Origin of the sequence: Nocardioides sp. BP30, from assembly GCF_029873215.1 — a bacterium.
GTDB lineage: Bacteria > Actinomycetota > Actinomycetes > Propionibacteriales > Nocardioidaceae > Nocardioides.
This window is the reverse complement of the sequence record NZ_CP123620.1, coordinates 1,244,418-1,268,454: the sequence shown is the minus strand read 5'-3', so window position 1 is coordinate 1,268,454 and position 24,037 is coordinate 1,244,418. Positions and strand designations below refer to the sequence as shown.

The window sequence follows — 24,037 nt, the reverse complement described above, 5'->3', positions numbered from 1 at the left end:
TCAGTGCGCCAGTTCCTCGGTCGGGATGTGCTGGATCCCGACACGCTTGCGGAACACCCAGTAGGTCCAGCCCTGGTAGAGCAGCACGAGCGGGGTGAAGATCGCCGCCACTACCGTCATCACGGTGAGCGTGTAGTGCGTCGCCGAGGCGTTGTGCACCGTCAGCGAGTAGAGCGCCGAGGTCGAGGACGGCATCACGTCGGGGAACAGCGAGACGAACAGCCCCGCGACCGTGACGGCGATCGTGACGAACGTGCCGAGGAAGGCCCACCCCTCACGCCCTCCGTACGCCGCGGCCAGCGAGCCGACCAGCGACACCGCGGCGACGGCGAAGAGGACGCCCGAAGCCAGGTCACCGTGCGCGGCCTGGGTCCACCCCAGGAAGACCACTGCCAGCACCGCGGCCACCGCACCGACGCGCCACGACAGCGCACCCGCCCGGCGCCGGATCTCACCGTCGGTCTTCAGCGCCAGGAACATCGCGCCGTGGGTGACGAAGAGCGACAGCGTGACCAGCCCACCGAGCAGCCCGAAGGGGTTGAGCAGCGTCCACAGCGAGCCGGTGAAGTCCTTGCTCGCATCGATCGGCACGCCGCGCACGATGTTGGCGAACGCCACGCCCCACAGGAAGGCCGGCACCAGCGAGCCGACGATGATCGCCCGGTCCCACCAGCCCTTCCAGGTGGTCTCCGGCCGCTGGTGGCGGTACTCGAAGGCCAGGCCGCGCACGATCAGGGCCAGCAGGATGAGCAGCAGGGGCAGGTAGAAGCCGGAGAACAGCGTCGCGTACCACTCCGGGAAGGCCGCGAAGGTCGCGCCTCCGGCGGTGAGCAGCCAGACCTCGTTCCCGTCCCAGACGGGGCCGATGGTGTTGATGATCGCCCGGCGCTCGCGATCGTCGCGGGCGATGAGCGGCATCAGGAGGCCGACGCCGAAGTCGAAGCCCTCCAGGACGAAGTAGCCCATCCAGAGGAGGGCGATCAGGCAGAACCAGACAGTGGTGAGCTCCATCGGATCCTCCTCAGTACGCGAAGTTCAGGGGCTGGTCGTCGTCGGAGGGCGTCGAGCTCCCCCGCAGAGACGGCGTCGGCGGCTCGACGAACGGGGCCGCGCCGCGCTTGATGTAGCGGAGCATCAGCCCGATCTCGACCACCGCGAGCACGCCGTAGAGCGCTGTCAGGGAGACCAGCGAGATCCACGCCTCGGGGGTGGAGACGCCGGGCGAGGAGGCGTTCGAGGTCTTCATCAGTCCGAACACCACCCACGGCTGGCGACCCATCTCGGTGAAGATCCAGCCGACCGAGTTGCCCAGCAGCGCGAAGACCGGCACCGCTGCGGCGAGCATCCCGAACCATCGCACGCGCGGGGTCCGGCCCCGCCGCGTCAGCCACAGCAGCAGCACCGCTCCGCCGACACCGGTGACGCCGAGGCCCATCATCCAGCGGAAGGACCAGTAGGTGACGGGGATGATCGGGGTGTACTCACCGGGCCCGTAGGTCTCGGCGTACTCCTGCTGCAGGTTGTCGATGCCCTGCACGCGCTGGTCGAAGTGCCCGGTCGCGAGGAAGGAGAGCAGGCACGGCACCTTCAGCTCCCACTTCGCCTCCTTGCCGTTCGGCGTGCCGATGGTGAAGATCGAGAACGGCGCACAGGTGTCCGAGGTGTGGTAGAGCGCCTCCGCTGCCGCCATCTTCATGGGCTGTACGTCGGTCATGATCTTGCCCTGGGTGTCGCCGGAGATCGCGACGCCGGCGAAGGCGACCACAGCGATCACCGCGCCCAGGCGCAGGCCGCCTCGGTAGACCCGCCGGTCCTCGTCGGTGGCGCGACCGCGGCCGTAGAGCCAGGCGCAGACGCCGACCATGAACACGGCGGCCGTCATGTACGAGGCCAGGATGACGTGCGGGAACGTCACCACCTGGACCTTGTTGAACATCACGGCCCAGAAGTCGGTGAGCTCGGCGCGGTGCGTGTCCGGGTTGAGCCGGTAGCCCACCGGGTGCTGCATCCAGGAGTTGGCCGCCAGGATGAACCAGGCCGAGAGCAGCGTGCCGAGGTGCACGATCCAGATACAGGCGTTGTGGACCGCGCGCGGGAGCTTGTCCCAGCCGAAGATCCACAACCCGAGGAACGTCGACTCGAAGAAGAACGCGGCCAGGGCCTCGATCGCCAGCGGCGCGCCGAACACGTCGCCGACGAAGCGGGAGTAGTCGGACCAGTTCATCCCGAACTGGAACTCCTGGACGATCCCCGTGACGACCCCGATCGCGAAGTTGATCAGGAAGAGCTTGCCGAGGAACTTGGAGAGCCGCAGCCACCTCTGCTTCTCGGCGGTGTCCTTGCGGACCAGCCAGAGCGTCTCGGTCAGCGCGACGAGAGCGCTGAGTCCGATCGTGAGCGGCACGAACAGGAAGTGGTAGACGGTCGTGATGCCGAACTGCCAACGGGCGATGTCCACGATGCTGTGCACGGCATCAACATACGCCTTGTGAATGCGTTCACAAGCGCGCAAAGGGCCCGCAGGGAGGGACCTTCATCACTTTGTGAATCTTTTCACTACCTGCCGACAGGCCGGTGTCAGCTGTTCGCCAGGACGGTCAGCAGATCCTGCCGCGTGAGCACCCCGACGGGCTTGCCGTCCTCGTGCACGAGCACCGCGTCCGCCGACTCCAGCAACGCCACCGCCGCGGCTGCCTCCTCGGTGGAGCCGATCGTCGGGAGCGCCGGCGACATGTGCTGCTCGACCGGGTCCGTGAGCTTGGCGGTGCCGGTGAAGAGCGCATCCATCAGGCTGCGGTCGGAGACCGAACCGGCCACCTCCGCGGCCACGATCGGCGGCTCGGCACGCACGACCGGCATCTGGCTGACGCCGTACTCCTGGAGGATGTGGATCGCCTCCGCGACCGTCTCGCTCGGGTGGGTGTGCACCAGCGCCGGCAGCGGCCCGCTCTTGCCCCGCAGCACCTCCCCCACCGTCTGGCTCGAGGTCTCCTTGCCGGTCGGGAAGCCGTACTGTGCGAGCCAGTCGTCGTTGAAGACCTTGGTGAGGTAGCCGCGGCCGGAGTCGGGGAGCAGGACCACGATCACGGCGTCGTGCTCGCCCGCCTCGGCAAGCTCGTGCGCGAGCTGCCTGGCGGCGAAGGCGGCCATGCCACTCGACCCGCCCACCAGCAGGGCCTCCTCCCGGGCCAGCCGCCGGGTGAAGGCGAAGGAGTCGGCGTCGGAGACCTCGATGATGCGATCGGCCACCTCGCGGTCGTAGGTCTCGGGCCAGAAGTCCTCGCCGACGCCCTCGACGAGATAGGGACGGCCGGTGCCACCGCTGTAGACGCTGCCCGCAGGGTCGGCGCCGATGATCTGGACGGCGGGATTCTGCTCCTTCAGGTAGCGGCCGATGCCACTGATCGTCCCGCCCGTGCCGACGCCGGCGACGAAGTGGGTGATCCGGCCCTCGGTCTGCCGCCAGATCTCGGGGCCGGTGGTCTCGTAGTGGGAGCGCGGGTTGTGCGGGTTGGAGTACTGGTCGGGCTTCCACGCCCCCGGCTGAGAGGCGAGCCGGTCGCTGACGTTGTAGTAGGAGTCGGGGTGCTCCGGCGCGACGGCGGTCGGGCAGACGACCACCTCGGCGCCGTACGCCTTGAGCACGTTGCGCTTGTCCTCGCTGACCTTGTCGGGGCAGACGAAGACGCACCGGTAGCCCTTCTTCTGCGCCACCATCGCCAGGCCGACGCCGGTGTTGCCACTGGTCGGCTCGACGATCATCCCGCCCGGCTGCAGAGCGCCGGAGGCCTCCGCCGCCTCGATCATGCGGGTGGCGATCCGGTCCTTCACCGAACCACCCGGGTTGAGGTACTCGACCTTGGCCAGGACGATCGGTCCGGCGGTCGGCAGTCCGTCCAGTGAGCGGTCGAGCCTCAGCAGCGGGGTGTTGCCGATGAGGTCGAGCAGCGAGTCCACGTACTCCATGGCGCCACCGTATGCGATCGAGCCGGCAGGCCGCGCAACGAGCGGCCGGGTGGTTTTCGTAGGGTGGGCCCCGTGACGCGAGCCAGAGGACGATCCAGCGCCGCGCTGCGGGTCGGCGGCTGGCTGGCCGCGGCCGCCGGCGGGTTCGTCGCGGTGATCGCCGCCGAGGTGAAGTTCGCGCACGCGACGATCAACGCCGTCACCCTCATCCCGCCACCCGACCCCACCGGCACGTACGGCGCCGACGGGCCGCGGGCGGACGAGCCCCCGATCACCGTCGCCGTCCTCGGTGACTCCAGCGCCGCGGGCTACGGGCTCGAGGTCGCCGCGGAGACCCCCGGTGCGCTGGTCGGCCAGGGTGTCGCGGAGTGGTCCGGCCGCAAGATCCTGCTGCGCGACCTGGCCGTGGTGGGCGCCGTCTCCGCCGAGCTCGACGAGCAGGTCGACAGGGCGCTGGCCCTGCACGCCGACGTGGCGATCATCCTGATCGGCGCCAACGACGTGGTCCGGATGGTGCGGCCCACCGTCGCCGTCTCGCACCTGGTGCGGGCGGTGGAGCGGCTGCACGGCGACGGCGTGGCGGTGCTGGTCGGTACCGTGCCCGATCTCGGCTCGATCAAGCCCATCCTGCCCCCGTTGCGGCAGATCGCCCGCGCCTGGTCGCGACGCATCGCCGCCGAGCAGATGATCCGGGTGGTGCGCGCGGGCGGACGCGCGATCTCGCTGGCCGACATCCTGGGCCCGGAGTTCACCGCCGACCGGGACTTCTTCTTCGGGCCCGACAAGTTCCATCCCTCGGCGGCCGGCTACGCGGCGCTGGCCGAGGTGCTGCTGCCCTCGACCCTCGCGGCCCTCGGGCTGCTCGGTGACGAGCAGGCCCAGCTGGCGACGTACCGCGGTCAGCCGGCCCTGCCGATCGCCGCCGCAGCCCTGCGGGCCGTCAACGTTCCCGGCACCGAGCTCGGTTCGGTGCCGAAGCCACGAGGCCGCCTGGGACGGCTGTGGGTGCGCGTCGCCAGGCGGCCTCGGGCTCGCTGAGCGGGAAGGTCAGCGGTTGTTCGTCACGATCGCCAGCAGGCGCAGCAGGTTGGTGTAGATCCAGACCAGGCTGACGGTCATCGCGAAGGCGGCCCGCCACGACTCCCGCTCGGGGAGCCCGTTGCGGACACCCTGCTCGACGAAGTCGAAGTCCATCACCAGCATGAAGACGCCCAGGGCCAGGCCGATCACCGAGGTGAGCAGGCCGAGCGCGCCGAAGCCGAACAGGCCCAGGCCGGAGCCGAACAGGCTCAGCACCAGCTCGAGCACCGAGAGCCCGACCATGCCCAGCACGGCACCCAGCACCATCGTGCGGAACTTGTTGCCGACCTGGATGTCGAAGTACTTGTACGCCGCCAGCGTGCCGGCGAACGCGGCGAAGGTGCCGAGCACGGCACCGGTGACGACACCGCTGCCGAACGCGGCGTCGAAGGTCTTGCTCAGCGCGCCGAGCGCGACGCCCTCGAACGCAGCGAAGGCGATCACCAGGGCCGGGCTGATGATCCGCTTGAACGAGTTGACCATCGAGAGCACGAAGGCACCCAGGCTGCCGACGACAGCAGCGCTGTAGACGGCGTTGAGGTTCTGCTCCGAGCTGATCGAAGGCGTCAGCACCCAGGTCGCCAGCGCGGCGACGAAGACGACCACGATGCTGATGGCGGTCCGCTGGACGACCGTGTCGATCGTCATCGGGCCGGTGGCGCGCGCCGGCGCGGTCGGGGCCCCCGGCGTGCCCACGCTCCACGTGGACGGGTCGCCATAGCCGGAGTAGCCGGCGCCGTTCCCGGCGTAGGAGGCGTTCCCGTAGGAGTTGTAGCCGGACTTGAACTCGTCGGAGTTCCGGAACACCGGGTTGTTGCTTGGCATGGTCTCCTCCTTGGAGGCCGGTGGCTGTCGTCACCCTGACGACAGCCTGACTGCCCCCATCCTAGGTGGCGTCATCTGGTCCAACGATCGGCCGAGGCGGCTCGTTCCCGCGGCCCGGATCCCGCCTCAGACGCAGCCGGCCTCCAGACCGAGGCGGTGCAGGCCGGTGAGGTCGCCCGCCTGGTAGCCGCCGGAGGTGGGGCGTCCCAGGACCGGGTACATCACCTGGCTGCGGTCGCGCACATGAGCCAGCCCCAGCACGTGCCCCATCTCGTGCAGGAGGACCAGCCCGATCGCCGATCGGCCGGCAGCGGCGCGGAAGCCGGGCTCGTAACGGAACGTCCTGTCGAGCACGACCACGCCGCTGGTCCAGCGGCCGTTCACCGCCGGTGCGTCGTCGCCGTAGCCGAGCACGTCGCCGGACAGCTTCGGAGCCTGCCGCGGGCTCGCCCAGGCGAACGTGATGCCAGTGGGGCGCCGCGTCGCCGAGCGTGGCGTGCGGTAGGGCCGGTAGGAGGTCCTGCCCCGGTAGACGAAGCGGAGTCCGGTCGCCGCACTCACCCGCACGAGCGCCCGCCGTACGGTCCTGGCCGCACCGGCCGGCGCGTGCGCACCGGTGATCGAGTACGGGATCGGCACGCACCCGTTCCAGCGGGCCGGCGAGCCGGCCCGCTTGGCGCCGACCAGGAAGCGGTAGTGGCCGGCACCACCGTGTGCGGGGCGGTTCAGCGGCACCCTGACCACCGCCGTCACCGAGGAGGCCTCCGCCCAGCCGAGCACCTGGCCGGCGTCGGTCCAGTGCCCCAGCACCGCCGGTGCCTCGATCCGGTAGGTGTGACGGCCGTAGTAGTACGTCGGCACGGCGAGGGCGAACCGGCCGTGTGCGTCGGTCAGCACCGCCGAACCCGGCACGGTCGCCCAGCCGCCGCGCTTCGCCGCGGTGGCGGCGACCTGGACCATCACCCGCTGACCCACCATCGGTACACCGTCGGCTCGAAGGGTGCCGCGCACGCGCCTCGAGGTCGCGAGCCGCGCCCGACGCGGGAGGCGTCCCGGCTCGAGTGCGACCGAGCGTGCGGTGCGGATGATGGCAGGGTCGTTCGTCTCGGCGTGGCGGGTGACGACGTAGGCGAACACAACGGTGCGGTCCCCGATCCGCAGCCGCATCGGATACCGCCCGCTCGCCTGGTCCGGCAGCGCGAAGGTGTGCGTCGCGGACTCACCCGGCGAGAGGCTGACCGTCCAGCGGGCCAGCTCTCGCCAGCCGCCGCCGGCATCGCCTGCGTCGATCGCCGCGGTGAAGAGCACGGCGGCGGTACCACCGGTCACGGAGACCTCGGCGCTCACGGCGGCACCCTGCTGGTAGCTGCCGCTCGGCAGGCTCATCCCCCAGAGCGGCCCGTCGTATCCGGCGGCCGTCGCCCGGACGTCGAGGCCGATGAGCGGGAGCAGGGTCGCGAGGACTACGACGAGAGCTCGTGGCAGGAGGCGCTGGTCTGGCAGGCGCACGAGGTGATCCGATCCCCCGGCGGAGGACGCCGGGTCGCCCTCCGTGACGTCCGGCCCCATCGGCCCGAACCGGTCCAGCATGAAGCTGTTGCCGCACCCGCGTCCACCGTCCGCGCCGGCTGCGGGTGCTGCGCACCTTGATGGAGAGGTCGGGAACTGCGCCCCGGGTTTGAAGACCCTTGCTTCCCGCCGGTCGGGGCGCGTTCGCATCCCAGCGACCTGCTCACCGCCGTCGAGCCGCTCGGCAAGGTCGCATCCCGGGTCCGTGCCGACCTCGGCATCATGTGACCTTCATCCAGGTTTCTCCAACACGTGTTGGAAAAATCCGGAAACCGACGTACCGTCGGACTCATGGCCACCGATGCCAGAGTCGATCCCCGGGCCGAGCGCACCCGCCGGCAGATCCGGGACGCGGTCGTTGCGCTCGCCGGCAGCGGCGCAGAGCCGATCACGGTCAGCGCGGTGGCGCGAGCGGCCGGAGTGAATCGATCCTCGTTCTACGCACACTTCGACTCCCTGGAGGACGTCGCCTGCAGCATGCTCGACGAGTCACTCGCCGAGATCGCCGATCTGGGCTGGCGTGAGCGCGCCACCCCAGGCGCCGACCGCGGCGCCCAAGGGCGGCGCGACCTGCTGGCCCTGGTGGGCCACGTGTCCCAGCATCGGGCGTTCTACGCCGCCGTCCTCGCCCGCGGCGCCGCCGCCGCGCCCGCGCAGAACCACGTGGCAAGCGTGCTGCGCTCCAGGTTCGAGGAATCGTTCCTGCGATACGGCGCTCTCGAGATCGCCGGCGAGCCGGCCGTCACCGCTGCCTCGATCGGCGTCGGGGCAGCGCTCGCGGCGCTGGTCACGGCGTGGCTGCGCGACGACCTGTCCTGCTCCGCGGAGGAGTTGGCCGCTCACTGTGCCGAGGTCTTCCCCGAGTGGACCCGCCGGCTTCAGGCCCCCGGTGCCACCACGGCGCCCCATGACACCCACCTCGAGGCAAGGAGAGCCCCATGACCGACCTGCAGGACAAAGTGATCATCGTGACAGGAGCCGGTCAAGGCATCGGCCTCGGCGTTGCGACCTATCTCGCCGAGCACGGTGCCTCCACCGTGATCGCGGAGTTCAACCCCGAGACGGCCCGGGCTGCCCAGTCCGACCTCACCGCGCGTGGGCTCGACGTGCTCGGACTGGTCTGCGACGTGACCAAGCGGGAGGACGTGGACGCGGTCGTCGCGGCGACGATCGAGCGCTACGGCCGCATCGACGGCGTCGTCAACAACGCCCAGTGGACCAGCCCCGGAGTGCCGTTCATCGAGCAGGACGAGGAGAGTCTGCGCCACTCGATGGAGTCGGGCGCCTTCGGCACGGTCCGGTTCATGCAGGCGGTCTATCCGCACATGGTGCGCCAGGGCGGCGGCAGCATCGTCAACGTCACCTCGGCCACCGCACTGCAGGGGATCTTCCCGCGAGCGGCGTACGTCGCCAGCAAGGGTGCGGTGATGGCGCTCACCCGCATCGCAGCGCGTGAGTGGGGGCCCGACAACATCCGCGTCAACGCCTACGGGCCCTACGCGATGACCGCGGCCTTGGAGATGTGGGCCGCCAACCAGCCGGACGCCTTCGAAGCGCTGAAGAAGCAGACGGCGCTCGGCTACATCGGCGATGCCGCCACCGACATCGCCCCCGCGGTCGCGTTCCTGCTCGGTGACGAGTCGCACTACGTCACCGGTCAGGTGTTCATGGTCGACGGCGGACAGTACGTCAGCCCGGTGTGACCGCCACCCGACTCAGCCACCGTCGAGCAGACCGTAGAGAAGGACGCCCATCATGAGAGCCTGGAACTTCACCCGGACCGGATCACTACCGGAGCTTGTCGACCTGCCCGACCCGCAGCCCGGTCCCGGACAGGTCGTGCTCGACGTCAGGGGCGCCGGGTTGTGCCATACCGACATCTCGTTCATCGACGGCGACGTTCCCGGGATGCCCCTCCACACCCCCATCGTCTTGGGCCACGAGGTGGCCGGCGTGATCTCGGCGCTCGGTGAGGGTGTGACCGGTTGGGCCGTGGGCGACGCCGTCGGGCTCGCTCCGGTGACGCACGACGGTCCGGGAGTCGGGCGAGACGGCGGATACGCCGAGAAGACGCTCGGCACCGTCGAGGAGCTGGTGCGGGTCCCCGAGCATGTCTCCTTCGCTCAGGCCGCCTCGGCGACCGACGCCGGCGCCACGGCGTACCACGCCGTTCGGGTGGTGGCCGCGGTGCAGCCCGGGGACAGGGTCGGGATCATCGGCCTGGGTGGCCTCGGCCAGATCGCTGCTCGGGTGGCGGTTCTCGCCGGCGCACAGGTGCACATCACCGACGTGCGGCCGGAGCTCGCCGGGCTGGCCGCGGAGATCGGCTCCGCCGGCTTCCATAACGACACCGGCGAGTTCGGCGCACTCGGCCTCGATGTGGCCATCGACTTCGCCGGCTTCGACACCACCCGACTCGCCCTTGCGTCCCTGCGACCGGGCGGCCGCGCCGTCCAGGTCGGCGCAGGCAGGCCCGAGGCGACGATCTCGGTGATGGACGTCATCCTCCGCGACGTCAGCCTGCAGGGCAGCTTCGGCTCCACCAAGGAGGACGTCGAAGCTGTCTACGGGCTGCTCGACAGCGGCGAGCTCGACCCGCTGACCACCACGATCGGGTTCGGCGAGATCGGAGCCGGTCTCGACCAGCTCCGCGCGGGTGAAGCCCGCGGGCGCCTGGTCGCGGTGCGCGACTGAGCGACGACCAAGCCGGTCACGTGGCTCTGCTCATCCCGACAGGGCCCACTTCCAGAATGCAGGAACAGAGGAGAAGAGCAATGTCCTTCCATGGCGCAGGTGTGGTCGTAACCGGTGCGGGCTCGGGGCTGGGGCGTGCGATCGCCCTGCGGCTCGCGGCCGACGGCGCACGCGTGGTGGTCTCCGACATCGGAGCCGAAGGCGGTGCCAGCACCGTCGAGCAGATCGCCGCGGCAGGCGGCCAGGCGAGGTTCGTGCAGGCCGACGTCTCCGACGTCGACAGCGTCGAGCAGCTGATCGGGGCGTCCGTCGACTACCTCGGCGGACTCGATCTGGCCGTCAACAACGCCGGCATCGGTCACCACCCGGGCGACCTGCACGAGATGTCCGTCGAGGAGTGGGACGCGGTGATCAGCGTCGACCTGCGCGGGACGTTCCTGTGCATGCGCAGCGAGCTGGCACACATGGTGCAAGCCGGCCACGGCAAGATCGTCAACATGGCCTCCAACGCCGGCACCAAGAACGCACCGGGCATGGCGGCCTACACCTCGGCCAAGCACGGCGTGGTCGGGCTGACGAAGAACGCCGCCCTGCAGTACGCCCGCCGCAACATCCAGATCAACGCCGTCGGTCCCGGCACCATCCTCACCGAGGGGCTCGCCGCCTTCGGCGCCGAGCAGCAGGCCGAGTGGGCCGACCTCATCCCGGTCGGACGGATGGGGCGCCCCGACGAGATCGCCGCCGCTGTCGCCTACCTGCTGTCCAGCGAGGCCGACTTCATCACCGGACACACCCTGCTCGTCGACGGCGGACTCATGTGGGACTGAGCCCGGCGACGGCCCTACGGGCGGCCGGGCTGGAGGAGCCGATCGGCCAGGCACGGGATGCGCGGCTCCTCTCCCTGGGCCAGGGGGCTCCTCCTGCCTCAGGCGGCCTGGCTGAGCCCGCCTGTCCGGTGAGGCCGCGCGTCAGGAGCGGGTCTCCGCGCGGTCGACCGGCGATCCGACTGCACCTCGGCGATGGGTGCCCCCGGTGGGGGTCGAACCCACACTGAACCGCTTTTAAGGCGGCTTCCTCTGCCGATTGGGATACAGGGGCTCGCGGCCACCGATCGGCGTTGCGCTGAGCGCCGAGTCGGGTCCGCGGGTCGTGGGGGCGCGGCGAAGGCCGCGCCCCCACGAGGGGTCACTCCGGCTGCTTCTTGGGCGCGGCCTTCTTCGGCGCCGAGCCGCCCGCGCCCTCCGCGCCGTCGACGTCGGACGGGCCGCCCGCGTCCTCGGTCCCCGTCAGGGTCTCGAGCGGGTCGGTGAGCGGGTCGGGCTTCTCGGCCGGCTCGATGTCGGCCGTCTCCACCTTCGGCGGCTCGCTGGGCCTGAACTCCGGGGCCGACACCGGGTCGGTCTCGGCGACCTCGACGGCCTCCTCCGGCACCTCGGGCGTCTCGAGCTCGTCCGATGCGTGCAGCTGGTCGGTGACCGCCGATGCCGCCGATGCGGCCGCCGAAGAGACCGTCGAGGAGACCGTCGACGCGACCGGGCCGGCCTTCTCCGAGGCCGTGGCCAGCGCCGACTGGACCCGCGGGTCATGGGTGACCTTGGTGGCGGCCGACTTCACCTGGCCGGACTTGAACTTGACCACGTAGGCCACGCCGGCGGCGAGTGCCGCCAGCAGGATGAGCTTCTTCACGCCTGGAACCTCCACGAGTCTGATCGATCCGCTGTCGCCCTCAAGTCTGTTATGGACCAGGCGATCCCGTCGAGGATGTCCGATTCCGAGACGATGAGATGTGCGACACCGGTTCGACGCAGTACCCGGCTGAGGATCAATCCACCCGCGGCGATCACGTCCGCCCGACCGGGATGCATCCAGCGCAGCGCGCGACGCTCGTCCACGCTCATCGCGACCAGCCGCCGGACCAGGTCGTCGAGCTGCTCCACCGGAACGACCAGCTGGTCGGTGGCCGCACGGTCGTAGGCCTCCAGGTCGAGGATGCCGGCCGCCAGCTGGGTCACGGTGCCGGCCACGCCGACCACCGTCTCGGCGAGGGAGAGGGTCACCGGACTCTCGTCGAGCGCCGCGTCGATGTCGTGCACGCACGCCGCCACCTCGCCCTGGGTGGGCGGGTCCGAGCGCAGGTGCCGCTCGTGCAGTCGCACGGACCCGATCTGCATCGAGTACGCCGCATCCGGGCCGGACTCCAGCGAGGCACCCTCGATCAGCTCGGTGGAGCCGCCTCCGATGTCGACCACGACGACCGGCTGCCGGGGCCGTCCGCGCAGGTTGCGGAGGCATCCTTCGAAGGCCAGCGCTGCCTCCTCGGTGCCGGGAACCACTTCCGGCGCGACGCCGAGCCGCTCGCGCACCCCGTCCACGAACACCTGAGCGTTGCTCGCATCGCGGGTCGCCGAGGTGGCCACGAACCGGACGCGCCCACCATGGTCGGGGGTGACCCCATGCTCACGGATCAGCGCGGCGTACTCGTCGATCGCCGCGAACGTGCGCTCCAGAGCCTCGGGGTGCAGCTCGCCGGTGGCGTCCACGCCCTGGCCCAGACGGACCATCCGCGCCTCACGGACCAGGTCCTCCATGCCGTGGGCGCCGACGCGGGCGATCAGGAGCTTGATGGTGTTCGTGCCGCAGTCGATCGCAGCGACCGGTGCTCCGCTCATCCCTCCAGGTTCCCAGATCCGACCCCCGCGACGTCAACGCAGGCGCCGCCGTCCCACCACGCCCCGATCCGCTCCAGGACCTCGTCGCCGAGCGGGTTCGCCCCCGGCCCCTGGGCGAGCGCCTGACCCGCGAGGACGTGCAGGCACTTGACCCGCTCGGGCATGCCGCCGGCGGAGATGCCGGCGATCTCCGGTACGTCGAGCCCGGCAGCGTCACCGATCGCCGTCCGCGCGGTGAGGTAGGCCTCGTGGGCGCGCTGGTAGGCGGCCTTGAGCTCGGGATCGGTGGCCAGCCGCCCCTCCATCTCCTTCATCACGCCGCCGCCCTCGAGCCGGCCGATGCGCGAGGCGGCGCGCGGGCAGGTGAGGTAGTACGTGGTCGGGAACGGTGTGCCGTCGGGCAGCCGCGGCTCGGTGGTGACGACGTCCGGCAGCGAGCAGGGGCAGCGGTGGCCGATCTCGTGGATGCCGCGCGGGACCCGGCCGAGCTGTGCGGCGATGGCCGCCTCGTCGGCGGGGTCGATGGCCACTAGTTGCTTCCGATCTTCGTCGCCGGCGGCGTGCCGGTGTTCTTGGGCGGGTTGCCGGCCAGCTGGTCGCTGCTCCACACGTCGCTCCACCAGGCGGTGGGCTTGTCGCTCTTGCCGACGCTGCCCGGAGAGGTGAGCGTGGCGGTGGGCTTGATCGGCTTGCCGTTCGCGTCGAGCGCGACGTACGCCGTCTCGCCGGGCATCACGTAGCCGGCCTGCTCCCGGGCCTGCTGCTCGAGGTACGCCGGGTCGTTCCAGCGGTCCTTCTGGTCCTGCAGGTCGCCGATGGCCTTCTCCCGCTCGACGATCTGCGACTTGAGCGAGTCGATGTCGTTGCGTTGCTGCAGGTAGGCCTTGAGCGAGGACGCGTAGGAGACGACGAGGACCGCCAGGACCAACACGAAGACGGCCATCCGACCCGTCACGCGCGGTCGGCGGCGTCCGGGAGCCGACCGTGCGGAGGCCGCCGGTTGCACGCGGGGCTGGCTGCCCGTGTCGCTGCCGGCTCCGCCGGGACCGAGCGGGCGGCCCGGCCGCGGGGCGGAGCCACGGCCGGGGCCGGTACGACCCCGGGGGCCCGCCCCGCGGGAGGGACGACGATCTGCTGGCACCCCGTCATTGTGCCCGGGGCGAGCGGCGGATCAGCGCGCGAAACGCGGGAAGGCGGCGGCACCGGCGTAGCGAGCCGCGTCACCCAGCTCGTCCTCGATGCGCAGCAGCTGGTTGTACTTCGCGACGCGGTCCGAACGAGCCGGCGCGCCGGTCTTGATCTGGCCGCAGTTGGTCGCCACCGCCAGGTCGGCGATGGTGGTGTCCTCGGTCTCGCCGGAGCGGTGGGACATCATGTTGGCGAAGCCGCTGCGGTGCGCCAGCTCGACGGCGTCGAGGGTCTCGGTGAGGGAGCCGATCTGGTTCACCTTCACCAGCATCGCGTTGGCCTGGCCGCCGGCGATCCCGCGCTGAAGGCGCTCGACGTTCGTCACGAAGAGGTCGTCGCCGACCAGCTGGACCTTGCCGCCGAGGTCGTCGGTGATGGTCTTCCAGCCCTCCCAGTCCTCCTCGTCGAGGGGGTCCTCGATGGAGACGATCGGGTACGCCGCGCAGAGCTCGGCGTAGTAGGCCGACATCTGGGCGCTGCTCTTCTTGGCGCCCTCGAAGACGTAGGCGCCGTCGGAGTAGAACTCCGAGGCCGCCACGTCCATCGCCAGCGCGATGTCGGTGCCGAGCTCGTAGCCGGCCTTGGCCACCGCCTCCGCGATGAGGTCGAGCGCGGCCCGGTTGGACTCGAGGTTGGGAGCGAAGCCACCCTCGTCACCCAGACCGGTCGAGAGACCCTTCTCCTTCAGCACCGCCTTGAGGGCGTGGTAGACCTCGGCGCCGTACCGCAGCGCCTCGCGGAAGGTGGGCGCACCGATCGGTGCGATCATGAACTCCTGGACGTCCACGTTGGAGTCGGCGTGGGCGCCGCCGTTGAGGATGTTCATCATCGGGACGGGCAGCACATGGGCGTTGTTGCCGCCCACGTACTTGTAGAGCGGGAGGCCGGCGCTGTCGGCCGCGGCCCGGGCCACCGCCAGGCTCACCCCGAGGATCGCGTTGGCCCCGAGGTTGGCCTTGTTGGGCGTGCCGTCGGCGGCGAGCAGGGCCTGGTCGATCTCGCGCTGGTCGGTGACGTCCATCCCGACGATGGCCTCCGAGAGGGTCTCGACGACAGCCGTCACCGCCTTCTCGACGCCCTTGCCCCCGTAACGGCTGTCGCCGTCACGCAGCTCGACGGCCTCGAAGGCGCCGGTGGAGGCGCCGGAGGGGACCGCTGCGCGGGCGAAGGTGCCGTCCTCGAGGAGAACCTCGACCTCGACCGTGGGGTTCCCACGGGAATCGAGGATCTCGCGTGCTCCGACTGCTTCGATGGCTGCCACTGTGTGCTCCTGGGTAGAGGACCGAACGTGCGGCAGCAGCCTAGGCGACCCAGCGTGCGGGCCGCGCTCATGGTCGCTCGTTACGCGGACGGCACGGGCTCGGTCACGCTTGAGCAGGCTGCCGGCAGGTTGTGCTCGGCCCACTGGGTCAGCGCCTGCAGCGCGGGCAGCAGCGCCGTACCGGCGTCGGTGAGCCGGTAGGAGACAGCGACGGGCGGGCCCGGATCCACCTCCCGCTCCAGCAGACCGGCATGACCGAGCTCGGTCAACCGCTCGGAGAGCATCGAGTCCGAGATCCCCGCCACGGCGCGCTTGAGCTCGGCGAAGCCGAGGGGGCCGCCGCCGAGGCTGGCCAGCAGCACGCCGTTCCAGCGCTTGCCCAGGAAGCCGAACGCACGGGTGAGCGCGGCGTTGCAGGCGCGTGGCTCGTGCTCCGTCATGTGACCCACTCTACCCCGTGGTCCCGCGAAACCGGTGTTACTCTTTTTTTCGTAGCAACGGGAATAGTCCTAGCAACCCAGGAGTTCAGAGCAATATGACCGACACGATCACCCTCGACAAGCTCGACGAGAAGGGCCGCCAGATCGTCTTCACCGGCGCCCGCACCTCCAACTCCTTCGCCGACACCCCGGTGTCGGACGACGAGCTGCGTGAGATCTGGGAGCTCACCCGGTTCACGCCGACCATGGCGAACACCCAGCCGCTGCGCGTGGTCTTCGTGCGCACGCCCGAGGGCAAGGAGCGCCTGCTCCCCCACATCGCCGAGGGCAACGCCGCCAAGACCGCGGCCGCCCCGGTCACCGCGATCCTCGCCTACGACAAGCACTGGCACGAGGAGATCCCGAACGTCTTCCCGATCCGCCCGGAGATGAAGGACTACTTCGCCGCGGACGAGGCGGCCCGCCACGGCGCCGGCTACCACTCGGCCGCGCTGCAGGAGGGTGCCTTCATCCTCGCCACCCGGGCCGTCGGCCTGGCTGCCGGCCCGATCGCCGGCTACGACAAGGACGGCATCGACGAGGAGTTCTTCCCCGAGGGCAACTGGACGACGGTCATGGTCGTCAACATCGGCCACCCGGGCGAGAACCCCTGGTTCGACCGGCTCCCCCGCGTCGCGACCGAGACCGCCGTCGTCTGGGCCTGACCTGCGGTGCTGGTTGTGACCCCCAGGGGTCACAACCGCACGTTGTCGGGCGAAGCATTGCCCATCAACCTTCGGGATTGACCCTCAGGGGTCAATCCCGAAGGTGCTTCTCGGCGGCCTTCGCGGCCTGCCACTGCTCCTCGATCTGCTCGATCGTGTACGGCCCACCGGCCGCCACCACCGGGTCGAACACGTGCGGGTTGCGGCGCACCATCTTGGCGTGCAGCCCGGCGATCACCTCGTCCATGCTGAACTCGCCGTTCTCCTCCGCGATCGCTGCATGGAAGTAGATCTGCAGCAGCAGGTCGCCCAGCTCCTCGCACAGGTGCTCGGGATCACCCTCGGCGATCGCCTCCAGCACCTCGTCGGCCTCCTCGCGCAGGTACGGCGCCAGCGAGTCGTGGGTCTGCTGCGCCTTCCACGCGCACCGCTCCCGCATCAGCCGCATCGTGCCGAGGAAGTCCACCAGACCCTCGCCGCCCGCACCCGCGGCCGCCGCGGCGCTCACGCCGCACCGCCGACCGGGCCGCAGGCTGCGATGGTCGGACGAAGACGCATCACAGCGCCCCGGCGTGATGCAGCAACTGCCGCAGCAGCGCGCCCCGCCCACCCTCGAGGTCGCCCGCGATCCCCTCGCGTGCCGCCTCCTCGGCCGTCAGCCAGCTGATCTCCAACGCGTCCTGCCGCGGCTGGCACTCGCCCGTCACCGGTACGACGTAGGCCAGCGCGACGGCGTGCTGCCGCGGGTCGCTCAACCGCTCGCCGGGCCAGGGGAAGTACTCCGCCACGGCCGCCGGCACGATGGCCGTCGGGAGCACCGGGAACGCCGTCGGTCCCAGGTCCTTCTCCAGGTGCCGCAGCAGCGCGTCGCGCACCCGCTCGCCGTGCAGCACCCGCCCCGAGACCAGCGACCGGGTGATGGCACCGGTCGGTGAGCCGCGCAGCAGCAGCCCCACCTCGGTCAGCCTGCCGGCGTGGTCGACCCGCACCGGCAGCGCCTCGACGTACAGGATGGGGAGCCGGCCCCGTGACTCTGCCAGCTCCTCCTCGGTGAGCCAGCCCTGCTGACGCTCCAGCGGCGGCTCCCACCCGGGCTCCTCGCCGAACGACTCCTCGCCGAACGCCTCCATCGTCATGGGTCGATCCTGCCAGGCCCGGCCAGTCAGGGCCGGCCGACCCTCCTCACTCGAGCGGGTCGCGGATGATCGGGCAGGTCATGCAGTGTCCGCCGCCGCGCCCACGCCCGAGCTCGGCGCCGACGATCGTGATCACCTCGATGCCGGCCTTGCGCAGCAGCGTGTTGGCGGTCGTGTTGCGGTCGTAGGTGATCACCACGCCCGGCTCCAGCGCCACGGCGTTGTTGCCGCTGTCCCACTGCTGCCGCTCGGAGGTGTAGACGTCGCCGCCGATCTCGATGGTGCGCAGCGAGTCCAGGCCGAGCGAGGCGGCCACGATGTCGATGAACCGGGCTCCCTCGTGGTCGATCACGCCCACGCCTGGGGCCCGGTCGTCCGGCACCAGGGTGAAGGCGTGGATGTGGTCCACGATCTGCGGATAGATCGTCACGACGTCGCGGTCGGCGAAGGTCATCACGGTGTCCAGGTGCATGGCCGCACGGAGCCTCGGCATCCCGGCGACGATCACCCGCTCGGCCGCGCCGTTCTCGAACAGCGCGGCGGCGACCTGGGTGATGGCCTGTCGCGACGTGCGCTCGCTCATCCCCATCAGCACCACACCCTCACCCACCGGCATGATGTCGCCGCCCTCGAAGCTGGCCATCCCCCAGTCCCTCTCCGGGTCGCCCCACCACACCCGCGACCCGACGTAGTCGGGATGGAAGGAGTAGATGGCCTGATAGATGAGGGTCTCGTCCTTGCGGGCCGGCCAGTAGAGCGGGTTCAGCGTCAGGCCGCCGTAGAGCCAACAGGTGGTGTCACGGGTGTAGAGCGTGTTCGGCAGCGGCGGCATGAGGTACTCCCGCGCGCCGGTCGCCTCGCGCACCAGCGCCACGTAGTCGGACCGGAAGTCCTCCGGCAGGTCGCCCACGGCCATTCCACCGATCAGCAGCTCGGCGAGTCGACGGCTCTCCAGCGACTCCAGGAAGGCGCGGGTGCCCTCCACCAGGCCGAGCCCGACGTGGTTGGGCTCGATCTTGCGGTCGAGCAGCCAGTCCCGAGCCCCCGGTACATCGAGGGTCTCGGCGAGCAGCGCGTGCAGCTCGACCACCTCGATGCCGCGCTGGACCATCTTGTTGACGAAGTCGGCGTGGTCGCGCTGGGCGTTCTCCACCCAGAGCACGTCGTCGAACAGCAGCTCGTCGCTGTTGCTGGGGGTGAGCCGGCGATGGGCCAGCCCGGGGGCGCACACCAGCACCTTGCGCAGCCGGCCCACCTCGGAGTGGACGCCGTACGACGCGGCGAGGGATGCCGGTGGCGAAGCGGTCATGTCGGTGCCTTTCGGTGGGAGGGGAGGTCAGACCTCGAAGCGGCCGGTGGCGAGCCCGAGCACGCCGACGGCCGCCCCCAGGACGATGAGCGCGCACAGGCAGATCTCGACGGGGCTGAAGATCCGGCGCGCCGTCTCGCTGCGTGCCTTGACGTAGAGCAGCGTCGCCGGCGCCAGGATGATGGTGGCGAAGAGGATGAACCGCAGCCCGGCGGCGTCGAAGAGGAACAGCGTGTAGGCGGTGGCGGCGCCGGCCACGATGGTCTCGCGGCGGCGTACCCCTGGCGGGACGCCCTGGTAGGCCTCACCGGTCAGTGCCAGCTTGAGCGCGTAGGCGGCCGAGAGCAGGTAGGGCACCAGCGCCAGCACGGTGGAGAAGTCGAGCATGAAGTCGAGCGCGTCGGTGACGAACAGGGTCAGCCCGAGCAGGGCCTGGATGCCGAGCGAGGTGACCACCAGGGCCGTGATCGGCACACCCTGCTCGTTCTCCTGGCCCAGGAAGCGCGGCATGTCCTCGGCGCGGGCCGGGTTGTACACCACCTCGGCGGCCATCAGCGTCCAGGCGAGGTAGGCGCCCAGCACCGAGACGATGGCGGCGACGCTGATGAAGATCTCGCCCCAGTGGCCGACCTCGCCGGAGAAGATGCCGACCATGGAGGGCTGCCGGGTGGCGGCGATCTCGGGCTGACTGGCGACGGCGTACGACGCGAGCGTGACCAGCGCGAACAGGCACAGCACGCTCAAGAACCCGAGCACTGTCGCCCGTCCGACGTCCTCGCGCCGCCGGGCATAGCGGGAGTAGACGCTGGCGCCCTCGACCCCGATGAAGACGAAGGTCGTGATGATCATGGTGTTGCGGACCTGGTCGTTGAGGCTGCCCAGGCCGTAGTCGGAGGCCAACCAGTTCTGCGAGAAGACGCCGGTGTCCACGGAGAACAGCAGCACCACGATGAACAGGACGATCGGCAGGATCTTGCAGACGGTGACGATCTGGTTGATCACCGCGGCGTCCCTGACCCCGCGTGCGACCAGGACGTGGAAGAGCCACACCCCGACCGAGGAGACGGCGACCGCCAGGAACGTGTCGCCGTCGCCGAAGCTGTCGGTGAACGTGCCGAGGGTCGCGCAGAGGAACACCCAGTAGAAGGTGTTGCCCGCCACCGTGCTCGCCCAGAAGCCGATCGCCGAGTTGAAGCCGACGTAGTCGCCGAACCCGGCCTTGGCGTAGATGTAGACGCCCGAGTCGAGCTCGGGCTTGCGGATCGCGAGGTTCTGGAAGACGAAGGCCAGCATCAGCATGCCGGTCCCGGCCACCGCCCAGGCGATGAGCGAGCCGAGGATGCCGGTCGCCACCCCGAACCGCGCCGGCAGCGAGAAGACCCCGGCGCCGACCATGCCGCCGACCACCATCGCGGTGAGCGTGCCCACCCCCATCCGCGCGTCGGGCTGCGCGGGGGCGGGCACGGCGACCTCGCCGATCGCGGCACTGCTCATCACGTCCCCCTCAGGACCGGGCGAGCGGTCCCGGCGGTGGTGGGACCGCTGCCAGACTCGTCCGCTCCCGAGGGAGGTGACTCACCCGATTAGGGTGGTCCTCAGGCCTCCTGGGGGTCGATCACCGCGTCGATCACGCCGCGCGCCCACTCCAGCAGCGCGATGCCGTCCAGGGGCTTGGCCGGGAACCCGGTCGAGATCGGCCGCGGCACCAGGATCGTGTCGACCTGGGCCTTGACCAGCGACTTCGGGTACATCCGGTTGAGCCGGACCACCCGCGACTCGGGCAGCGACACGGGGGCGAAGCGGACGTTCTTGCCGGCGATGGTGACCTCGGTGATGCCGGCCTGGCGCGCCCGCGCCCGGAAGCGAGCCACCAGGAGCAGCGAGATCACCTCGACGGGTGGCTCGCCGTACCGGTCCTTGAGCTCGGCCTCCACGGCGTCCACGTCCTCGTCGCAGCGCACCTCGGCAAGGCGCTTGTACATCTCCAGTCGCAGCCGCTCGGAGGGGATGTAGTCGTGCGCCAGGTGCGCGTCGACCGGCAGCTCGATGCGGACCTCCTCGAACTGCTGGTCGGCCTCCCCCTTGAAGTCGCTGACGGCCTCGCCGACCAGGCGGACGTAGAGGTCGAAGCCGACGTCGGCGATGTGACCCGACTGCTCGCCGCCGAGCAGGTTGCCGGCGCCGCGGATCTCCAGGTCCTTCATCGCGATCGCCATGCCGCCGCCGAGGTCGGAGTGCTGCGCGAGCGTCGCGAGCCGCTCGTGTGCGGTCTCGGTCATCGGCTTCTCGGCCGGATAGAGGAAGTAGGCGTAGGCACGCTCACGCGAGCGGCCGACACGGCCGCGCAGCTGGTGCAACTGGCTCAGGCCGAGGGTGTCGGCGCGCTCGACGATCATCGTGTTGGCGTTGGAGACGTCCAGGCCCGACTCGACCAGCGTCGTGCACACGAGGACGTCGAAGCGCTTCTCCCAGAAGTCGAGCATGACCTGCTCGAGCTGCTTCTCGTTCATCTGACCGTGCGCCACCGCGACCCGGGCCTCGGGCACGAGCTCGCGGATCCGCTGGGCGGCCTTGTCGATCGACTGGACCCGGTTGTGGATGTAGAAGACCTGGCCGTCGCGCAGCAGCTCGCGACGTACGGCCGCGACGACCTGCCGGTCCTCGTAGGCACCCACGTAGGTCAGCACCGGGTGCCGCTCCTCCGGCGGAGTGGTGATCGTCGACATCTCCCGGATGCCGGTGATCGACATCTCCAGGGTGCGCGGGATGGGGGTCGCCGACATCGCCAGGAAGTCGACGGAGGTCCGCAGCCGCTTCATCGCCTCCTTGTGCTCGACGCCGAAGCGCTGCTCCTCGTCGACGATGATGAGGCCGAGGTCCTTGAACCGGATGTCCTTGTTGAACAGCCGGTGGGTGCCGACCACGATGTCGATGCTGCCGTCCGCGAGGCCGGCGATCACCTCCCGGGCCTCCTTGTCGGTCTGGAACCGGCTGAGGCCCCTGAGGTTCAGCGGGAAGCCGGACATCCGCTCCTCGAACGTCGACAGGTGCTGGTTGACCAACAGCGTCGTGGGGACGAGGACCGCTACCTGCTTGCCGTCCTGGACCGCCTTGAAGGCCGCGCGCACGGCGATCTCAGTCTTGCCGTAGCCGACATCGCCGCAGACCAGCCGGTCCATCGGCACCGGCTTCATCATGTCGGCCTTGACCTCCTCCACGGTGGTCAGCTGGTCGTGGGTCTCCTGGAACGGGAACGCGTCCTCGAGCTCGCGCTGCCACGGGGTGTCCGGGCCGAAGGCGTAGCCCTGGGTGGCCTGACGGGCGGCGTAGAGCCGGATCAGCTCCGCCGCGATCTCCTTGACCGCCTTCTTGGCACGGGCCTTGCGCTTCTGCCAGTCGGCACCGCCGAGACGGTCGAGGCTGGGCGCCTCGCCGCCGACGTAGCGGGTGACCTGGTCGAGCGCGTCGGCCGGCACGTAGAGCCGGTCCGGCGGGGCGCCGCGCTTGCTGGCGCCGTACTCCAGCACGAGGTACTCGCGGGTGGCGCCGCCGACCTCGCGCTGCTTCATCTCCACGAACCGGCCGACGCCGTGCTGCTCGTGGACCACGTAGTCGCCCGGCTTGAGCTCGAGCGGGTCGATCTGCTTCTTGCGCCGCGTCGGCATCCGCTGCATGTCGCGGGTCGAGGACTTCTGCCCGGAGATGTCCTCGCCGGTGAGCACGGCCAGCCGCAGCTCCTCGTCGATGAAGCCGTGCTGCAAGGCGGCCTGCACCACCGTGACGACGTTGAGCCGTGGCTTCCACCCCTCGCCGTGCTCGGCGTCCGTCGAGCCCGAGGAGACGAGCCGGGCGGGGACGTCGTGCTCGGCGAGGGTCTCCACCGTGCGCTGGGCGGGGCCGTGACCGGCCTGGGCGACCACCACCCGGTAGCCCTCCTCGCGCCAGCGGGCCAGATCCTTGATCGCTGCCTCGACGTCGCCCCGGTAGGACTCGGCAGGCTTCAGCGGCACCGCCCGCGTCGGGACGCCGACGTCGTACGCCGAGGCGCTCGAGGCACCCGGCTGCCCCTCGGCGAGATCGGCGTCGGCCATGCCGAAGGGGCTGACCGACCACCACGGCAGCCCGCGCGCGATCGCGTGGGCGCGTACGTCGCCCAGATCCTGGTAGGAGGCCTGCGACAGGTCGATGGGGGCCACACCGCCACTCGCGGCGGCCGCCCAGCTCGCTCCGAGGAACTCCTCGGCCGTGGCGACCAGGTCGTGCGCCCGGCGCCGCACGCGCTCGGGGTCGCAGACCAGGATGGTGGCGTCGGCGGGCAGCAGGTCGACCAGCAGCTCCATGTCGTCGACCAGGACCGGAGCCAGCGACTCCATCCCCTCCACCGCGATGCCCTGGCTGATCTTGTCCGTCAGCTCGATCAGGGTCGGGTGCGCCTCGCCGAGAGCCTTGGCGCGAGCCCTGACCTCGTCGGTGAGGAGCAGCTCACGACACGGCGGCGCCCAGAGCCGCTCCTTCTTCTCCACGGTGCGCTGGTCGGCAACGGCGAAGCTGCGGATCTCCTCCACCTCGTCGCCCCAGAACTCCACGCGCAGCGGATGCTCCTCGGTCGGCGGGAACACGTCGACGATGCCGCCGCGGACGGCGAACTCGCCACGCTTCTCCACCAGGTCCACCCGGCTGTATGCCGCGTCGACCAGTCGCTTGACGACGTCGTCGAGGCGCGCGCTCTCACCGGTCGCGACCTCGACCGGCATCAGGTCGCCGAGTCCCTTGACCTGCGGTTGGAGCACCGAGCGCACGGGCGCCACCACCACCTGCAGCGGGACGGCGGCCGAGCCGGTCGCGCTCTCCGGGTGGACCAGGCGGCGCAGGACGGCGAGGCGGCGACCGACGGTGTCACTGCGCGGACTGAGGCGCTCGTGCGGCAGCGTCTCCCAGCTCGGGAAGTAGGCCACCGCCTCCGGGGACAGCAGGCAGCCGAGATCGGCGACCAGGTCCTCCGCCTCGCGGCTCGAGGCCGTCACCGCCAGCACCGTCCGCCCGGTCCGGACCAGGCCGGTGGTGAGGAAGGGCCGCAGCGCCTCCGGTCCGGTGACGTCGAGCGCGAGCACGCGCCCACCGCGGGCCTCCTCGAGCACCTCGGCGAGGTGGGGCGTGGCGAGGAGGTGATCGGCGAGGGGAGAGAGCGTCACGTGG

General features: G+C 70.6%; 22 protein-coding genes and 1 tRNA gene. 6 read left to right on the top strand and 17 right to left on the bottom strand.

Annotated features, from left to right (window positions below; translation table 11 throughout):
• The 3 genes from cydB to P5P86_RS05885 all read right to left on the bottom strand — a co-directional run bounded on the left by cydB (position 1) and on the right by P5P86_RS05885 (position 3,966).
• Complete coding sequence (gene cydB, locus P5P86_RS05895; RefSeq protein WP_280610370.1) at positions 1-1,011, bottom strand: cytochrome d ubiquinol oxidase subunit II; 1,011 nt, start codon at positions 1,009-1,011, stop codon at positions 1-3.
• Positions 1,012-1,021: 10 nt separating this feature from the next.
• Positions 1,022-2,470, bottom strand: a complete 1,449-nt coding sequence (locus P5P86_RS05890) for a cytochrome ubiquinol oxidase subunit I (protein ID WP_280610369.1) — start codon at positions 2,468-2,470, stop codon at positions 1,022-1,024.
• A 107-nt stretch (positions 2,471-2,577) separates the two neighbouring features.
• The gene (locus tag P5P86_RS05885; RefSeq protein ID WP_280610368.1) at positions 2,578-3,966 is read right to left on the bottom strand and encodes a cystathionine beta-synthase; all 1,389 of its coding nucleotides are present in this window, start codon (positions 3,964-3,966) and stop codon (positions 2,578-2,580) included.
• A gap of 72 nt (positions 3,967-4,038) precedes the next feature.
• Here P5P86_RS05885 and P5P86_RS05880 point away from each other — a divergent pair, with 72 nt between their 5' ends.
• Entirely contained in the window at positions 4,039-5,004 is a 966-nt protein-coding gene (locus tag P5P86_RS05880) for an SGNH/GDSL hydrolase family protein (RefSeq protein WP_280610367.1), read from the top strand.
• A gap of 9 nt (positions 5,005-5,013) precedes the next feature.
• On the opposite strand, the gene P5P86_RS05875 is transcribed toward P5P86_RS05880, so the two are convergent.
• Complete coding sequence (locus tag P5P86_RS05875; RefSeq protein ID WP_280610366.1) at positions 5,014-5,871, bottom strand: Bax inhibitor-1/YccA family protein; 858 nt, start codon at positions 5,869-5,871, stop codon at positions 5,014-5,016.
• 126 nt (positions 5,872-5,997) lie between these two features.
• Entirely contained in the window at positions 5,998-7,380 is a 1,383-nt protein-coding gene (locus P5P86_RS05870; protein ID WP_280610365.1) for a matrixin family metalloprotease, read from the bottom strand.
• A 351-nt stretch (positions 7,381-7,731) separates the two neighbouring features.
• Here P5P86_RS05870 and P5P86_RS05865 point away from each other — a divergent pair, with 351 nt between their 5' ends.
• From P5P86_RS05865 to P5P86_RS05850, 4 genes are all read left to right on the top strand, one after another.
• Entirely contained in the window at positions 7,732-8,382 is a 651-nt protein-coding gene (locus P5P86_RS05865) for a TetR/AcrR family transcriptional regulator (RefSeq protein WP_280610364.1), read from the top strand.
• Complete coding sequence (locus P5P86_RS05860; RefSeq protein WP_280610363.1) at positions 8,379-9,143, top strand: SDR family NAD(P)-dependent oxidoreductase; 765 nt, start codon at positions 8,379-8,381, stop codon at positions 9,141-9,143. The genes P5P86_RS05865 and P5P86_RS05860 overlap by 4 nt, the downstream gene beginning before the upstream one ends.
• A gap of 52 nt (positions 9,144-9,195) precedes the next feature.
• Complete coding sequence (locus P5P86_RS05855) at positions 9,196-10,134, top strand: zinc-binding dehydrogenase (protein ID WP_280610362.1); 939 nt, start codon at positions 9,196-9,198, stop codon at positions 10,132-10,134.
• 80 nt (positions 10,135-10,214) lie between these two features.
• The gene (locus tag P5P86_RS05850; RefSeq protein ID WP_280610361.1) at positions 10,215-10,961 is read left to right on the top strand and encodes an SDR family NAD(P)-dependent oxidoreductase; all 747 of its coding nucleotides are present in this window, start codon (positions 10,215-10,217) and stop codon (positions 10,959-10,961) included.
• Between the two features lie 197 nt (positions 10,962-11,158).
• Here P5P86_RS05850 and P5P86_RS05845 read toward each other — a convergent pair.
• The 7 genes from P5P86_RS05845 to P5P86_RS05815 all read right to left on the bottom strand — a co-directional run bounded on the left by P5P86_RS05845 (position 11,159) and on the right by P5P86_RS05815 (position 15,692).
• A tRNA-Leu gene (locus P5P86_RS05845) sits at positions 11,159-11,232 on the bottom strand.
• An 87-nt stretch (positions 11,233-11,319) separates the two neighbouring features.
• The gene (locus P5P86_RS05840; RefSeq protein WP_280610360.1) at positions 11,320-11,820 is read right to left on the bottom strand and encodes a hypothetical protein; all 501 of its coding nucleotides are present in this window, start codon (positions 11,818-11,820) and stop codon (positions 11,320-11,322) included.
• Positions 11,817-12,803, bottom strand: coding sequence for a Ppx/GppA phosphatase family protein (locus tag P5P86_RS05835; protein WP_280610359.1), 987 nt, complete (start codon positions 12,801-12,803; stop codon positions 11,817-11,819). The genes P5P86_RS05840 and P5P86_RS05835 overlap by 4 nt, the downstream gene beginning before the upstream one ends.
• Entirely contained in the window at positions 12,800-13,333 is a 534-nt protein-coding gene (locus P5P86_RS05830) for a DUF501 domain-containing protein (RefSeq protein ID WP_280610358.1), read from the bottom strand. Before P5P86_RS05830 ends, P5P86_RS05835 begins: the two co-directional genes overlap by 4 nt.
• On the bottom strand, positions 13,333-13,746 hold the full coding sequence (locus P5P86_RS05825) for an FtsB family cell division protein (protein WP_280610357.1): 414 nt from the start codon (positions 13,744-13,746) through the stop codon (positions 13,333-13,335). The genes P5P86_RS05830 and P5P86_RS05825 overlap by 1 nt, the downstream gene beginning before the upstream one ends.
• A gap of 228 nt (positions 13,747-13,974) precedes the next feature.
• On the bottom strand, positions 13,975-15,252 hold the full coding sequence (gene eno / locus P5P86_RS05820; RefSeq protein WP_280610356.1) for a phosphopyruvate hydratase: 1,278 nt from the start codon (positions 15,250-15,252) through the stop codon (positions 13,975-13,977).
• An 80-nt stretch (positions 15,253-15,332) separates the two neighbouring features.
• Positions 15,333-15,692: a winged helix-turn-helix transcriptional regulator gene (locus tag P5P86_RS05815; protein ID WP_280610355.1), complete on the bottom strand. Its 360-nt coding sequence runs from the start codon at positions 15,690-15,692 to the stop codon at positions 15,333-15,335.
• A gap of 95 nt (positions 15,693-15,787) precedes the next feature.
• On the opposite strand from P5P86_RS05815, the gene P5P86_RS05810 reads away from it, so the two are divergent.
• Positions 15,788-16,396 carry a malonic semialdehyde reductase gene (locus tag P5P86_RS05810; protein WP_280610354.1) on the top strand — a complete coding sequence of 203 codons (609 nt, stop codon included), beginning with the start codon at positions 15,788-15,790 and terminating at the stop codon, positions 16,394-16,396.
• A gap of 91 nt (positions 16,397-16,487) precedes the next feature.
• Here the strand turns inward: P5P86_RS05810 and P5P86_RS05805 are convergent, their stop codons facing one another.
• The 5 genes from P5P86_RS05805 to mfd form a co-directional block, all read right to left on the bottom strand.
• Entirely contained in the window at positions 16,488-16,904 is a 417-nt protein-coding gene (locus P5P86_RS05805) for a MazG nucleotide pyrophosphohydrolase domain-containing protein (protein WP_280610353.1), read from the bottom strand.
• Between the two features lie 49 nt (positions 16,905-16,953).
• The gene (locus tag P5P86_RS05800; RefSeq protein ID WP_280610352.1) at positions 16,954-17,532 is read right to left on the bottom strand and encodes a DUF4916 domain-containing protein; all 579 of its coding nucleotides are present in this window, start codon (positions 17,530-17,532) and stop codon (positions 16,954-16,956) included.
• 46 nt (positions 17,533-17,578) lie between these two features.
• Positions 17,579-18,841, bottom strand: coding sequence for an arginine deiminase (locus P5P86_RS05795; RefSeq protein ID WP_280610351.1), 1,263 nt, complete (start codon positions 18,839-18,841; stop codon positions 17,579-17,581).
• A gap of 27 nt (positions 18,842-18,868) precedes the next feature.
• Complete coding sequence (locus P5P86_RS05790) at positions 18,869-20,335, bottom strand: basic amino acid/polyamine antiporter (protein WP_280610350.1); 1,467 nt, start codon at positions 20,333-20,335, stop codon at positions 18,869-18,871.
• A 101-nt stretch (positions 20,336-20,436) separates the two neighbouring features.
• Complete coding sequence (gene mfd / locus P5P86_RS05785; RefSeq protein WP_280610349.1) at positions 20,437-24,033, bottom strand: transcription-repair coupling factor; 3,597 nt, start codon at positions 24,031-24,033, stop codon at positions 20,437-20,439.
• Positions 24,034-24,037: the final 4 nt, after the last annotated feature.